The 13,570-nt window shown below is 50.7% G+C and carries 12 protein-coding genes; 1 reads left to right on the forward strand and 11 read right to left on the reverse strand.

Translation table 11 applies throughout. The features are described 5' to 3' along the window. Nucleotides 1-314 precede the first annotated feature (314 nt). Together SGLY_RS12820 and SGLY_RS12825 are read right to left on the reverse strand one after the other, a co-directional pair. Nucleotides 315-1,520, reverse strand: a complete 1,206-nt coding sequence (locus SGLY_RS12820) for a threonine synthase (protein WP_041445407.1) — start codon at nt 1,518-1,520, stop codon at nt 315-317. A 38-nt stretch (nt 1,521-1,558) separates the two neighbouring features. Further along, nucleotides 1,559-1,864, reverse strand: a complete 306-nt coding sequence (locus SGLY_RS12825) for a hypothetical protein (RefSeq protein ID WP_013625697.1) — start codon at nt 1,862-1,864, stop codon at nt 1,559-1,561. Nucleotides 1,865-2,188: 324 nt separating this feature from the next. On the opposite strand from SGLY_RS12825, the gene SGLY_RS12830 reads away from it, so the two are divergent. After that, nucleotides 2,189-2,845, forward strand: a complete 657-nt coding sequence (locus tag SGLY_RS12830; RefSeq protein WP_041444813.1) for a helix-turn-helix transcriptional regulator — start codon at nt 2,189-2,191, stop codon at nt 2,843-2,845. A 24-nt stretch (nt 2,846-2,869) separates the two neighbouring features. Here SGLY_RS12830 and SGLY_RS12835 read toward each other — a convergent pair whose 3' ends face one another. From SGLY_RS12835 to SGLY_RS12875, 9 genes are all read right to left on the reverse strand, one after another. Further along, nucleotides 2,870-4,009, reverse strand: coding sequence for a M20 family metallopeptidase (locus SGLY_RS12835; protein WP_013625699.1), 1,140 nt, complete (start codon nt 4,007-4,009; stop codon nt 2,870-2,872). 22 nt (nt 4,010-4,031) lie between these two features. Further along, nucleotides 4,032-6,065, reverse strand: coding sequence for a S9 family peptidase (locus SGLY_RS12840; protein WP_169312026.1), 2,034 nt, complete (start codon nt 6,063-6,065; stop codon nt 4,032-4,034). Next, nucleotides 5,975-7,006: an ABC transporter ATP-binding protein gene (locus tag SGLY_RS12845; protein ID WP_013625701.1), complete on the reverse strand. Its 1,032-nt coding sequence runs from the start codon at nt 7,004-7,006 to the stop codon at nt 5,975-5,977. Before SGLY_RS12845 ends, SGLY_RS12840 begins: the two co-directional genes overlap by 91 nt. After that, nucleotides 7,006-8,049 (reverse strand): ABC transporter ATP-binding protein, encoded by a 1,044-nt coding sequence (locus SGLY_RS12850; protein WP_013625702.1) that lies wholly within the window; start codon nt 8,047-8,049, stop codon nt 7,006-7,008. The genes SGLY_RS12845 and SGLY_RS12850 overlap by 1 nt, the downstream gene beginning before the upstream one ends. 41 nt (nt 8,050-8,090) lie before the next feature. Then, a complete protein-coding gene (locus tag SGLY_RS12855) occupies nt 8,091-8,942 on the reverse strand; it encodes a polysaccharide deacetylase family protein (protein ID WP_013625703.1) in 852 nt (283 codons plus the stop codon). 13 nt (nt 8,943-8,955) lie between these two features. Further along, nucleotides 8,956-9,744 (reverse strand): SDR family NAD(P)-dependent oxidoreductase, encoded by a 789-nt coding sequence (locus SGLY_RS12860; protein ID WP_013625704.1) that lies wholly within the window; start codon nt 9,742-9,744, stop codon nt 8,956-8,958. A 15-nt stretch (nt 9,745-9,759) separates the two neighbouring features. Then, nucleotides 9,760-10,659: an ABC transporter permease gene (locus SGLY_RS12865; RefSeq protein ID WP_013625705.1), complete on the reverse strand. Its 900-nt coding sequence runs from the start codon at nt 10,657-10,659 to the stop codon at nt 9,760-9,762. Continuing rightward, a complete protein-coding gene (locus SGLY_RS12870; protein WP_013625706.1) occupies nt 10,656-11,585 on the reverse strand; it encodes an ABC transporter permease in 930 nt (309 codons plus the stop codon). The genes SGLY_RS12865 and SGLY_RS12870 overlap by 4 nt, the downstream gene beginning before the upstream one ends. Before the next feature lie 65 nt (nt 11,586-11,650). Then, entirely contained in the window at nt 11,651-13,180 is a 1,530-nt protein-coding gene (locus SGLY_RS12875; protein ID WP_013625707.1) for an ABC transporter substrate-binding protein, read from the reverse strand. Nucleotides 13,181-13,570: the final 390 nt, after the last annotated feature.

A 13,570-nucleotide genomic window follows, 5' to 3' on the forward strand; every position in this document is an offset into this window, starting at 1 on the left:
TAATTATTAACCAATAACAATATTAATATTATACCTCTGTTTCCCGGAAAAGCGTCCTTAAGCAATCCAATACTATCTTTATAATGTATATAATTTCATAATGATTATAAAGTATTTGCGGGATTAAAGCAAGGATACTGTCAATAAATCTGTCCCTTGATATTGAGTTTTGATGCTTACCGCAAAGCAAATGATCGTCGAACAAGAAGAAAAAACCTGACCATTCCAAGCTGGTTAAATGTGCTGAAAAGGCAGGAGTTAACTTTTCTCCGGTGCTTCAAGATGCTTTGAAGACCGTCTTGGTATTCAGTAAATCAAATTTTAACATCTTCCTCAGGCTTCAATACAGGCAATTCTACCTGCACGGTGTCGGGGTATTTTAATCCCGTACCCGTGTTGAGTATAACAACTTTCTCATCTGCACCAATCCAGCCCTGCTCTCTTAATTTGGATGCAGCAGCTAAGCAGGCCGCCCCTTCTGGGCAGACAAAAGCGCCTTCAGCTGCCGCCAGATCAACCTGAGCCTTCAGGATTTCATCGTCTGCGACGGCGATTGCACAGCCATTCGTCTCATATACAGCCTGTAAAACTAAGAAATCGCCGAGTGCTTTGGGAACCGTAATCCCAAAAGCGATAGTTTTGGCATTTTCCCAGAACACGGAAGCTTCCTTTTTCTCTTCCCAAGCTTTAACGATCGGAGCGCAGCCTGTGGCCTGAACCGCTACAAGCCTGGGCATCTTTTCACCGATCCATCCCATGCTCTGCAGTTCCTTAAGCGCTTTGTAAATTCCGATGATTCCTACGCCCCCTCCCGTCGGGTAAAGAATAACATCAGGGACTTCCCAGTTGAACTGCTCCGCAATTTCCAGACCCATCGTCTTTTTTCCTTCAATTCTATAAGGCTCTTTTAATGTGGACGCATCAAAAATACTGTGTTTGGCCACGGCCCGGCCAACAATCTTGCCGGCGTCACTGATCAGACCATTGACAAGGTAGAGGTCAGCGCCGGTTATCGCGCATTCGTTGCGCGTGATTTCCGGAGCGTCTTCAGGCATTACGATGATGCATTTGATTCCGGCACGAGCGGTATAAATAGACCAAGCGGCACCTGCGTTACCGTTGGTCGGCATGGCCAGGGCTTTAATCCCCACTTCCTTCGCCCTGGATACTCCGACGGCCGCCCCGCGGGCTTTAAAGGTCCCCGTCGGAATAATTCCTTCGTCTTTTAAATAAAGGTTATTCAGACCAAGCTTGGGCCCAATTGTTTTCAAGGGAATGATGGGCGTCATTCCTTCGCCCAAGGAGACAATATTCTTATCGTCTTTCACGGGTAAAATTTCACGGTAACGCCAAAGACTCGGTTCACGGTTTGCCAGATCGCTTTTTTTCAAGGCTTTTCGGGCAGACTCCAGATCATACTGTGCAAGCAATGGACTGCCGCAAAGGCATAACTGTGTTACTTTATCCGCATCGTAGGTTTTTCCGCATTTCGGACATTTCAAATGGGTTAAATAGCTTATTGGCATTTTGGCCCTCCTAAATTTCTTTATTTGATTGGTTATTTGTCTTTTTCAGCGCTGTAAACCTTTAGCTTCCGAGGGTCTTCCTTGCCGTTAAGCCAGCGATTGCGGAAGTAAATCAGAAGATCTGTCGATACCATGATAAAATTGAGCAAGTATAAATATACAACCTCATCATACCGATAGTAAATTTTATTCAGAATCCCCGCAGCATATCCGATGAGGATGACGATCAGGAAAGATGCGCTTTTACCCTTAATGGACCGTGAAGTATAAGCTTTATAAATGGAAAAGGGCCATGCCGCACCGAAACAAACCAGCATAATGATTTCAAAGATGCTCATAATCAGACCTCATTTAGCGATAGACTCTCAGCATTGGCCGAGGCAGTTTGGTCATTTTCTCTCATTTACCTTGAGTTTTCTATCACTCACCTTGGTGTATTTCTCATTTACTTGGATACCTTTCCCTATTTTCTAATTTATTTTATCTATCATACAATTTTATTTTATGTATTACAATAAAATTTTAATTCATGAGTCCGGTTGATCAGACAGTCCCTTCGAAGCGTTGAGATCACAAAAATTAAATTGTATAATTATTTAAGGAGTTTCAACGACAAATAGGGTTTCATGGCTATATGGCTATTAGAGAGGAATGAATTACACTTGGATACGAAAGAGATCCTGCTGGAAAACCTGAAAGCAATCGCCCGGGGGCTTGCTGAAACATACGGACGCAACAGTGAGGTCGTCGTGCACGACCTGAGGGATTTGGAACATTCCGTGGTTTACGTAGCCGGTAATTTAACGAAACGGGAACCCGGTATGCCGATTACCGACCTTGTCGTCAAAGCGCTGCGCCAGGAAGGAAACAGTGCCCAAGATATCATCGGTTATAAAACCGTGACGAAAAACGGCCGCGTTATGAAGTCCTCGACAATTTTCATCCGGGACGATAAGGGAGAAATTTTTGCCTCACTTTGTCTGAACTATGACCTGACAGAGATGTTGAATTTCAAAGCCATTCTGGAAGATTTCTCGCAAATCCGGGGGGCAAATGACGAGAAGCAGGAAACCTTTGCCACCACGGTCCAGGAGACGATCGAATCCTTAGTCAGCCAGGCCGTCGAAATCCTCGGCAAGCAACCGGCTACGATGTCCACCGATGATAAAGTGCGGCTGGTGGGAATTTTGGAGAATAAGGGAGCCTTTCTCATTAAAGGCGCTGTTGACTACGTGGCGGCCGTGCTTGGTGTCTCCAAATTCACCATCTATAACTACCTGAATAAGCTGCGTTCCACCAACGGATTGAATCTGATTTGAGGATTTACGCTGCTTGAAAAGCGCTCAAGTACTGACCATGCTCTCCCCGATCAGACAGGCTAACAAGTTTGAGCGTTGGAGAATATGACTGATTGAAACGAATTCCTGCAGGGAATGGGCCCCTTCCCCTACTGCGCCGAGACCATCCAGCGTCGGAATACCCAGGGCCGCCGTAAAACACCCGTCGCTGGCGCCCCCGGTACCGGCTCCTGCCAGCGAAAAACCAAGCTTTTGGGCAATGTCTTGGGCCCTGGCAAGCAGTATCTTGCTGGTCTCCGCTTCCATGGGCGGCCTCTTGATCGCACCGCTGGCCTGAATCGTCGTCCCCTCGAGATGAGGTTTTAAATGCCGAACCAAACCGGTCAGACGCTCCGCCTCCCTCAGGGATTGGAAACGCAAATCCACTTCGGCATATGCCTTCCCGCTAACGACGTTAGGACCCGTGCCACCGCTGATTACACCGACGTTAACGGTCGAGCCAAGTGTGTAGTCGGTCAGCCCATGCAGGTAGATGACCTGATGGGCCAGCTCTTCAATGGCGCTTCGCCCTTTGCTGTGGTCAATACCGGAATGAGCGGGGATCCCTTGAATCTCAAGTTTATAACGCGCGACCCCTTTGCGCGTGGTCTTTAGCTTTCCCTCGGGCCCTAAAGCAGGTTCGAGCACAAACACCGCGTCGCTTTGACGCGCTTCCTTTTCAATCCATTCCCGGGAAGTCGGGCTGCCAACTTCCTCGTCCGTATTCACCAGAAACACGATTTTTTTCCGCACCACATCGCGCTTAACCAAACTGCCGATGGCATACAAGCCCTGAACCAGGCCGCATTTCATATCAAAGACCCCCGGTCCAAAAGCCCGGCCGCCTGCGATATAAAAGGGCCTTTTTTGCGCTTCCCCTTCCGGCCAGACGGTGTCGGCATGGCCCAGAACAAGAATTTGCCCCGGCCCAGAGCCGACCTGCATTTTAGCATGATCGCCAAAGTCCCTTTGGGCTATGAATTCCACCGCGCCGCCCGTTAATTCCCGGAACCGCTCAGCCGCGTAATGCACCGCTTTATCCGTCAGCCCTTTATTGTTGCTGGGTGAATCCAAATTTACCAAAGCCTCAAGGTCCTTAAGCATCAGGTCCAGATGATTATTTTCCCCATTGAAGATTTCACTCACGAGCCGCCGCCCCCCCTCCTTATCAATGGCTTTCCAACCAGTCCGCGATCGCCTTCAAGCGGGCCCGCCTCTGCTGTGGTCTGCCCGTAGCCGCCATAGCATGCGACGCGCCGGGAAAGCGGATAAACTCAACCTCTTTGCCCAAGCGGCGCAGGGCGTTAAACCATTGTTCAGATTGTTCAATCGGACAACGCTGGTCGTTCTCACCATGCAGTAAAAGAACCGGCGTCGAAACCTGCGGCGCGTACCGGATTGGCGAGCGCTCCATGAGCAGCTCTTCATCCGTCCACAGCTCACCCCCGCCCAGTTCCGCTTTATTGATGCTGAAGCCTAAGTCGCTGTTGCCGAATTTGCTGTACAGATTGCAGACGGTGCGCTCGGAAATGGCGGCTTGGAAACGGTGATCGTGTGCGATCAGCCAGTTGACCAGATAGCCCCCGTAGCTGCCGCCCATCAGGAACAGCGGACCGGTTATTTTTTCCTCCCGGCCGACGGTATCCAGGAACCCCAGGACATCGCCGGCGTCTTTATTTCCCCATTCACCGACAATCGCCCGGGAGAAGCTCTGCCCATAGCCCGAACTTCCCCGCGGATTGCCAAAGATAACCCGGAAGCCTAAGCTGCATAAATAAAGAAAATCATAAAAGAAGGTATCGCCAAAACTCAGGTGCGGACCCCCGTGAATAACCAGCACTGATCCCAAAACCGGCTTGCTGCCCGGACTTCGGGGAGTCATTGTCCAGCCGCGGGTGATGATTTGGTCCTGAGAAGTATATGCATAAGCCTTGATTTCCACTTCCGGCCAAACCAACACCGGGTTATCATTCCAACGGGTCAATTGTTCCGGGCGCACGGAATTTTGCAAGTCCCAGAAGCCGGTATACACTTCCGCCGGCTGCTTGAACGAATCCGCCAGGTAGACGATTTCGCACCCTTTTTCCTCGCAGGAGATGAGATCAAAGGCGATAACATTGGCCGCCAAGGGAACTTCCCGGCATTCCAGCGTATCCAGACGCAGTCTGAAGACGAGCTGCCTGCCTTCCCTGGTTCCGGCAAAGAAAATTTGCCGCTCGTCCTCGCTGATCTGAACGGCGGCGTTAAGCCCGGTTCGCCTTACATCGCTCAAAACCCAGTACCCCACGGGAACGTCCAGATTTACCGCCAGCCATCGGAGCCCTTTTCTTTCTTCAAAAACAAAAAGCTTATCGAACTCCACGCTGTTTTCCGTCGTTTTTTTACCTGCGCCATAAAATTTATCGTTGACCCACAAAAGCGCTGAAATGGATTTTGCGCCCGGACTCAGGGAAGAACGCTGTCCCTGGGCCAAATCCGCAATCTCGATTTGCGGCTGCTTCTCCAGATCATCCCCATCCGAAAATTCCACCACATAAGCAAGACGCCGGCCATCGGCGGAGAAAACCGGACACCGGTGGTCGGACGCGGCAGTGGAAATCCGGGTAAGCTTCGCCGTTTCCACATCAACCAGATAAACATGATCGAAGCCGTTGGGTATCCCCTCCCCATCCAGCTTATAGCGCAGGCGGCGCACCTGGAAGCAAACGCTGTCCCGGTTTTGCTCCCGCGTTATGTAGGCAATTTTGTCGCCCTGAGGGCTCCACGCATAGTCTTTGACCTGCACCCCGGGGACAAGGCATTGCGCCGTGCCCGCGGCAAAGCGATAAAGCCATAATTCATTCACACCGTTCTGATTGCTTAAAAAAGCGATTTTTTCGCCATCCTCAGACCATTTCGGACTATGCCCCCCATAGGGTTCCCCGGTCGTCTGGTCCTGCAGGACAGCCTGCTCCCCGCTTTTTAAGTTGAGCAGGATTAATTCACTGGGATAACTGTCTTTCTCCGCATCGATTCGAGAGCGGGCCAATACCACCCATTCCGGTTGACGGGGATTGACTTGCGGCGCGCCGGGAAGGCGGAGCGCTTCCAGGCCAGGCAGTTCTGCAGCCATCACGCTTCTCTCCCTTCCGTTTTGCTTTTTACTGTTTTGCTTTTCACCAGATGGCAGGCCACCCAGTGCCGGGGTTCGATCTCCCGCCACCGGGGTTCCTCCTGCCGGCACTGCTCCTCGCAGAAATTGCACCGGGTGTGAAAATGGCAGCCTTGCGGCGGATTGAGGGGGCTCGGCAAATCACCGGCCAATATGATTTTCTCGCGGCTGCGCTGGAGCCGCGGATGGGGAACAGGGATCGAGCTCATGAGCGCCTGAGTATAAGGATGCAGCGCATTGGAATATATCCTGTCCACTTGACCCAGCTCAACCAATTTCCCTAAATACATGACTCCGACTTCATCGCTCACATAGCGCACAACAGATAAATCGTGCGAAATAAATAAGTACGTCAGACCCAATTCTTTCTGCAGACTGCTGAACAGGTTGATTATCTGGGACTGAACGGAAACGTCCAGAGCGGAAACCGGTTCATCGCACACGACAAAGCGAGGCCGCAGGGCGATCGCGCGGGCAATCACAATCCGCTGCCTCTGCCCCCCGGAAAATTCATGCGGGTACTTTTGCGCCGAGCTCGGCGGGAGACCCACCAGATCCAGCAACTGCTCAACCTGCGCCCGCAATTCTGCCCCGCGGTACAACCGGTGGATTTTAAAGGGCTCCGCCAATATCTCCGCAACTTTCATCCTGGCGTTAAGCGAAGAATAGGGATCCTGAAAGATCAGCTGAAGATTGCGCCGCGTTTTCCTGAGCTCGTCCCGGTTTAAATGCGTAATCTCCTGTCCGTCAAAAACAATGCTGCCCGAGGTGAGACGGTCCAGATTTAAGATCGTCTTTCCGACCGTAGATTTGCCGCACCCGCTTTCACCGACCAAGCCCATAGTTTTCCCGGCCTGCAGTTCAAAACTGACGCCGTCGACCGCTTTGATGACCTTGCTGTGACCGAAAAACGGCTTCGTATGATAATATTTGGTTAAGTTTTTTACTGCGAGCAGCGGGGTCTTGCCCGCTGTTTCCGTTCCAATATTCATCAGCACTCTCTCCTACTCATCGGGTTCCAACAGGCTACATCATGATTGCGGGCGCCGCCCGCCAATACCGGCGACTTGCTTCTGCAAATATCGGCCGCATATGGGCACCGGGTGTGAAAGGCGCAGCCCGGAGGCAAGTTGTTCAAGTCGGGCACGCTCCCCGGGATCATCTGCAGCTCCCGCGTGCGATCGCCGGCCAAATCCGGAATACTCTTCAGCAAGCCGACGGTATAAGGGTGAAGGGGCTCCAGGAAAAGATCGTCAACTGAAGCAATCTCCACGATCCGACCGGCATACATGACGGCTACCCGGTCGGCTACATCTGCGATCACGCCCATGTTGTGCGTAATCAATAAGATGGCGGTATGGTAATCATCCCGAATCTGTTTCAGGAGATTGAGAATTTGGGCTTGAATGGTCACATCCAAAGCCGTCGTCGGTTCATCCGCAATAATGACTTTAGGATTGCAGGCCAAGGCCAGGGCAATCATTACGCGCTGCCGCATCCCGCCCGAAAACTCGAAGGGAAATTGGCGGTACCGTATTTCCGGATCGGAAATGCCCACTGAATTCAGCAGGTCGATTATCCGCCCATGGATTTCCGGACGTGAGGAAAGCTTCCGGTGCAGCAGCAGAGATTCTTCAATTTGACGGCCGATCTGGATAAGCGGATTCAGGGACGTCATCGGTTCCTGAAAGATCATCGAAATTGAGCCGCCCCGGATCTTGCGCATCGCTTCTTCAGAAATAGCAGGAATGGATATCCCGTCGATTTTAATATCCCCGCCGATGATCCCCGCCCCTTCCGGCAATAACCGCATTACGGATAAAGAGGTAAGACTTTTGCCGCAGCCGCTTTCCCCTACCAGACCGACGATCTCCCGGCGGTTGATTTTGAGGTTGATATTGTGCAGGGCCTTTATTTGCCGGTCCCGCTTCTGAAATGCTACCGATAAATTATTGATATCCAAGACCACATCGGGGTTTTCTTTTTCCATAGCAACCCCGGCAACGTCGCTGTATTCCAAGTTTCCCTGCGCCATCAAAGGTCGTCCCCCTCGTCTATTTCGAATGGCCAAACAGCTTATCCAAAATCAAACACAATTTTCTCCCGGAAGCGATCAGCATACTTGACGGAGTGATAAGCGGCAATATCCGCACAAGTTCCCCACCAAACGGCCGGATCGCGCTTTAAATGGGAGATCAACTGCTCTAAGGCATCGAGCCTGGAAGCGCGGCCGCTCATCCAGGGATGCATGGTAATCAGGAAAAGTCCGCCAAAACGCTTCATCCCGTTAAACTCCTGCTTCCAGAGATCGATGACATTCGCCGGATTTTGCGGAGGACAGCTGCTGCTTCCGCTGGCTGTATAGCGGTAAAAAATAGCGTCGTCCAGCAGCCACTGAACCGGGATTTCCGGAAGACCATCGACCCAATAGGGATGATCATAGCCCATTAAAGAGCTGTCATATAAAACATGGTGCCGCTGCAAAACCTTAAAGGCCGCCTCGGTCATTTCCCAGGACGGCGAGCGGTAGCCCAGGTCTTTTGGGCCGGTGAATTTCCCGAGGGACGCTTTGGCCCTGATCACCGTCTCTTCGATTTCTTCTTCATTCAATTCATCTACCCGTTCATGCAAATACCCGTGCAGGGCAATTTCATGTCCTTGTTCCGCTATTTTCTCTACCGCCTGGGGGTATTTATCCGCAATAAAACCCGGCACAAAAAAAGTCGCGGGCTGTTCCCATCTGGAAAGCATTTCAAGAATGCGGTAAATCCCCTGGCGCGGCCCAAACCTCCGCTGCTCAAGTTCACCAAGGGTACTGGGCCGGGTCTTATGGGTTTTCCAAAGGTAGGGGCTTTCACCGTCGAAGTCAAAGCTGATGCTTACCGCAATTTTTTTGCCATCCGGCCATTGATAGGTCAAATCGTCCATTCCTCTGCCTCCTTCACTTTCCAAGCCCGTGATTTCTTTTATAGGTTCCGGCCGTCCTTCCGCCGTCAACCGTTAAGGTTGCGCCGGTAATAAAGGCGGCCGCCGCAGAGCATAGGAATAAAACAGCCTGAGGCGCGTCCTCTGGTCCGGAGGTCCGTCCCAGAGGAATGCTCTCCACCATTTTGCTCACATAATCATCCGTCAAATGGCTGACCTCGCTGCCCGGAGCAAACCCGGGCGCTACCGAATTCACTCTTATGCCATGAGGCGCCAATTCCAAAGCAAAGGCGCGGGTTAACATCGCCAGGGCCGCCTTGGATACGGAATAAGGACCTCCGCCAACCTGCACGCTGAAAGCAGCGCCGGAAATAATATTGATGACTGAACCGGGGATTTTCCCCTGGATCATCAGCTTTGTCAGATTTTGGGTCAGCAGGAAGGGCGCCGTCAGATTTACGGCCATGAACTCTTCCCAAGCCCGGGGCGGCATATCCATAAGAATCTGCCTGTGATACAGTCCGGCGTTGTTGATCAGGATGTCCGGCGCAGACCATTCTTTTTCGATAACAGCACATAAATCGGCAACCGAGTTTGGTTCCGACAAATCTGTCCGGTGGACAATAAATTCCGTGTTTTTAAACAATGGATCGCGGATCAATTCCTTCAGTTTGTCCTCCCGTATGTCTGATAAACACAGGCTTGCTCCCTGACCGGCAAAGGCTTTGGCGATCCAGGAGCCAAAAATCCCGGCCGCCCCTGTGATCACAACATGTTTCCCCGCGAATTCCTGATCATAGTTCATTGGTCATCAGCTCCTTCATTGCACTTTAGGATCCAAGGCGTCTCTGATCAAATCCCCAATCTGGTTAATCGCGATCACAACCAAAAAGATCGCGCATCCGGGGAATGTGGCGAGCCACCAGGCCTGAGATACGTATTGCTGCCCGGAGGTAAGCATCGAGCCCCAGCTCGGATCGGGCGGCTGAACCCCCAGTCCGATAAAAGATAAGGACGCCTCAAAAATGATCATTAAACCCATTTCGATCGTGGCGACAACCACCAGAGACGGCACAATCTCGGGCAGAATGTGACGGATTAAAATCCTTCCCGTTCCGGCGCCCATCACCTCCGCCGCCTTCACAAAATCCTGGTTGACGGTCGTCAGTGTCTTACCTTGGGCAACCCTGACATACCTGGGCCAGCGCGCTATTCCCAGCACGATGATCATGTTCAAAAGACTGGGTCCTAGGACGGCAACAGTCAAAATCGCCAGCAGAAAAAAAGGAATGGACAAAACAATGTCGGCAAACCGCATGATAACCGTACCAAGTTTGTTGCGGTAATACCCCGCAAGGATCCCCAATAGTCCTCCCGTGATTCCGGAAATCAGCACAGCCGCCACGGAAACCGAAAGTGACACCCTGGTTCCATAGAGCAGGCGGGTAAAAACATCCCGGCCCAATTCGTCCGTGCCAAGCAGATTAAGAGATCCGTCCGCGCTTCTGTAACCCGGGGGCATTAATCTCTGGGTCAGGTCGGTGATATTCGGAGCATGATTGGCAAACCACCCCGGAAAAAGTGCAACGATGATAAATACGGCAATAATCAGAATAAAAGGAACCATCTGGGCAGCATTGCTTTTCAGGATCAAAGGCTTACGATTATTGCGGATTGCAGCCGGCAGTTTCTTCTTCTCCGGCTTAAGTTTTAAGATCATGACGAGGCCTCTTTCCCCAACTTGATTCGCGGATCTACCATCACATACACCAAATCCGTAATCAGGTTAATCACAATGTAAATAACCGATATAAACAGTACGATCGCCTGCACCAAGGGAAAATCCCGGGCATTGATGGCCTGAATCATCAGTTGGCCCAGCCCGGGCCAGGCAAAGATCGTCTCCGTTATCACGGCGCCGCCCAACAAATTCGCTGTTTCCATGCCCACAAGCGTAATAATGGGGATGGCCGCGTTTCGCAGAATATGCCGCCCAATCAGTCTTATCACTCCCGCCCCCTTGGAACGGGCGGTTCTGACATAGTCTTGACCCAGCTGCTCGAGAAAACTCGACCTGGTCATCCGGGCCAGGGTGGCCATGGAAAGGGAAGCCAGCGTGACGGACGGCATAATCAGGGATTTAAACCCGCCGACCCCTGAAGAAGGAAGCCAATGCCAATGAACACTGACCAGCATGATCAGCAGGATTCCCGTCCAAAATGCCGGCATGCTCTGCCCGATCAGAATGAGCGGCATCAATATTTTTTCCACCCATTTGCCGCGGTAAATAGCGCTTAACATGCCCACCGGAATTCCGACCGCTACCGAAAGAAAAAGCGCGCATGCGGCCAACTGGATTGTGTAGGGAAACCGCTGCAGGATAATCTCCGCGACCGGCCGGCTCTGGATGTAGGACCGCCCAAGATCACCCGTAAATAAATTTTTAAGATAATCGATATACTGAACACCCAGTGGCTGGTCAAGCCCAAGCGCATGTCTGAGCACCTCGATATCGTTTGCGCTGGCATCGGGGGGAACCATCAGCAGAACCGGATCTCCAGAAAGATGCAGTGAAAAAAAGACAATCGTGGCAATTCCCAATATCGATATCAAAGCTTGGACAATTCTTCGTCCTATATATGCCATGAGCTTCCCTCCCTCCCACGACGGATCAGCTGCTTCAAAAGGCTCCTGGTTTGCTTACGCCCAAACTAGTTCGTCCACTTCATATCCCGGACAAAGAAATTCTCCTGGGCGTCGGGCTGCCATTGAAGATGCTTCGAAGCGGCGCTGATATTGTAGGCCTGCCAGAGACCGATGCCCGGAACTTCCTCCTGCAGGATCGCGAAAGCTTTTTTATAGTTTTCCAAGCGGACTGCGGTATCGGTTGTTTTACCTGCGGCAGTGACAGCAGCGTCAAATTCCTTATTGGAATAACTGCTCCAGACCGTTCCCGTTCGGAAAAGCGGGAGTATCGTTCCATGGGCGTCCATGGTTCCGCTCGACCAGATGCCGAAGCGGATTCCTCCCCAGTTATGTGCAGGATCCTGTACTTTTTTTAAGTATGTCGCCTGATCGGAGTTGACGATTTTAACATCGATGCCGACTTTGCTCAGGTCCCCCTGAATGGCTTGAATAATGCGCTGGTCATAGGCAGGGGAAGTGGGAAATTCTATAGTAATTTTTTCCAGACCGGCGTCTTTCAATAATTGTTTCGCCTTTTCCGGATTATAGGTGTATCCCTCAACCGTGTCGTCATAACCAAAGGATAAAGGTGTCAATACTTCTTTTACGGGTTTGCCGTATCCTTTTAACAACGAGCTGATGATCGATTCATAATTTATTCCGTAAGCGATCGCTTGCCTCACATTGACGGATTTGGTCGGGGAATCTCCCAGGCAATTTAAAGCTAAATAAGCAACGCGCTCGGTTGCGACGGACAGAGTCTGCAGATCATTGTTTGATTTAAGCACTTCAATATCGTCGGCATTTAAGGCTAAAGCAATATCGGCCTGCCCAGACTGAAGGTCCGCGATCCGACTTGCCGGATTAGATACGAAACGGAAGCGAACACCGGAAATACTTGGCTTGCCTTGCCAATAATCCGGGTTAGTCTCCAGATTAATTTCGACCCCCTTTTGCCAGTCACTGAATTTGTAAGCGCCACTTCCGATCGGATGAAGATTAAAGTTTTCATTGCCGCTTTCCTTCACATACTTTTCCGGCACGATGCTTAGATTGACAAGCTGCGCCAAAAGCGAGGGACTCGGTCCATCCGTCGTGATTGTCACCACGTTCCCTGAAGCATTGACTTCAGTGATCTGACTGTAATTGGCATATTGCGGACTCTTAAAGTCTTTATCCAATATTCTCCGGATGCTGAACGCAACGTCCTGCGCCGTCAGGGGGGCTCCATTTTGAAATTTTATGTCGCTGCGGATTGCAAAGGTCCAGGTGTTCTCATTTTCCTGTTTCCAAGACTCCGCAACCCAGGGCTGTATTTCCAAGGTCTTGGAGTCACGCCGGAGCAAGTTGTCAAAGATATTGCGGTAAACAGTATAACTGTCTGTATTGTATTGCAGGCCGGGGTCCAGGGTAGCCGGCTCATTGGCTAAATCCACCACGAGTCTGTGCTCCTGTTCCGTACCGCCGGTCTGCCCACTGGTTCCACATCCACTGAGCGTCGTCATCAAAACCAAAAGAAGTACGAATGAAAGGGATTTAAATCTTTGTCTTATCATGTTTTCCTCCTTTAAATCATTGCCGCTTAACGACTCGAAATTTGGCCCGTATTTTAGCCGTTCTAAGATTTTGTTACTTTATTCTCTCATTCCTTTCTGCAAAATTTTGTTCTGATTTCCTATGCTTCCTTCTAATTCCGAGTATTTACATAGGATTACTACGTTTTATATTCTAGTAAAGATTACAGAAAGCGTCAAGAACTTTATATCAAATACTCCAAAAAATTATTTCATCTTTAAATAATTTTTTAGTAATTATTACAATAACTTTTATGGCAATGGCCAAAATTAGCAATGAGCTCCAACCACGTCATTTCCTTCTCCTTTTTACTCCCCTCCTTTGCTTCGGCCGAAAAAAGCTGAAGCCCGCAATCAAGCAAAAAACGTATG

The sequence above is a fragment of the Syntrophobotulus glycolicus DSM 8271 genome, from assembly GCF_000190635.1.
Taxonomy (GTDB): Bacteria; Bacillota; Desulfitobacteriia; order Desulfitobacteriales; family Syntrophobotulaceae; genus Syntrophobotulus; species Syntrophobotulus glycolicus.

Bases quoted from the DNA above. Each gene is read 5' to 3' on its own strand.
- SGLY_RS12855 (WP_013625703.1), bottom strand. From the start codon at position 8,942: ATGGACGATTTGACCTATCAATGGCCGGATGGCAAAAAAATTGCGGTA.
- SGLY_RS12825 (WP_013625697.1), bottom strand. From the start codon at position 1,864: ATGAGCATCTTTGAAATCATTATGCTGGTTTGTTTCGGTGCGGCATGG.
- SGLY_RS12860 (WP_013625704.1), bottom strand. From the start codon at position 9,744: ATGAACTATGATCAGGAATTCGCGGGGAAACATGTTGTGATCACAGGG.
- SGLY_RS12875 (WP_013625707.1), bottom strand. From the start codon at position 13,180: ATGATAAGACAAAGATTTAAATCCCTTTCATTCGTACTTCTTTTGGTT.
- SGLY_RS12845 (WP_013625701.1), bottom strand. From the start codon at position 7,006: ATGAATATTGGAACGGAAACAGCGGGCAAGACCCCGCTGCTCGCAGTA.
- SGLY_RS12870 (WP_013625706.1), bottom strand. From the start codon at position 11,585: ATGGCATATATAGGACGAAGAATTGTCCAAGCTTTGATATCGATATTG.
- SGLY_RS12865 (WP_013625705.1), bottom strand. From the start codon at position 10,659: ATGATCTTAAAACTTAAGCCGGAGAAGAAGAAACTGCCGGCTGCAATC.
- SGLY_RS12850 (WP_013625702.1), bottom strand. From the start codon at position 8,049: ATGGCGCAGGGAAACTTGGAATACAGCGACGTTGCCGGGGTTGCTATG.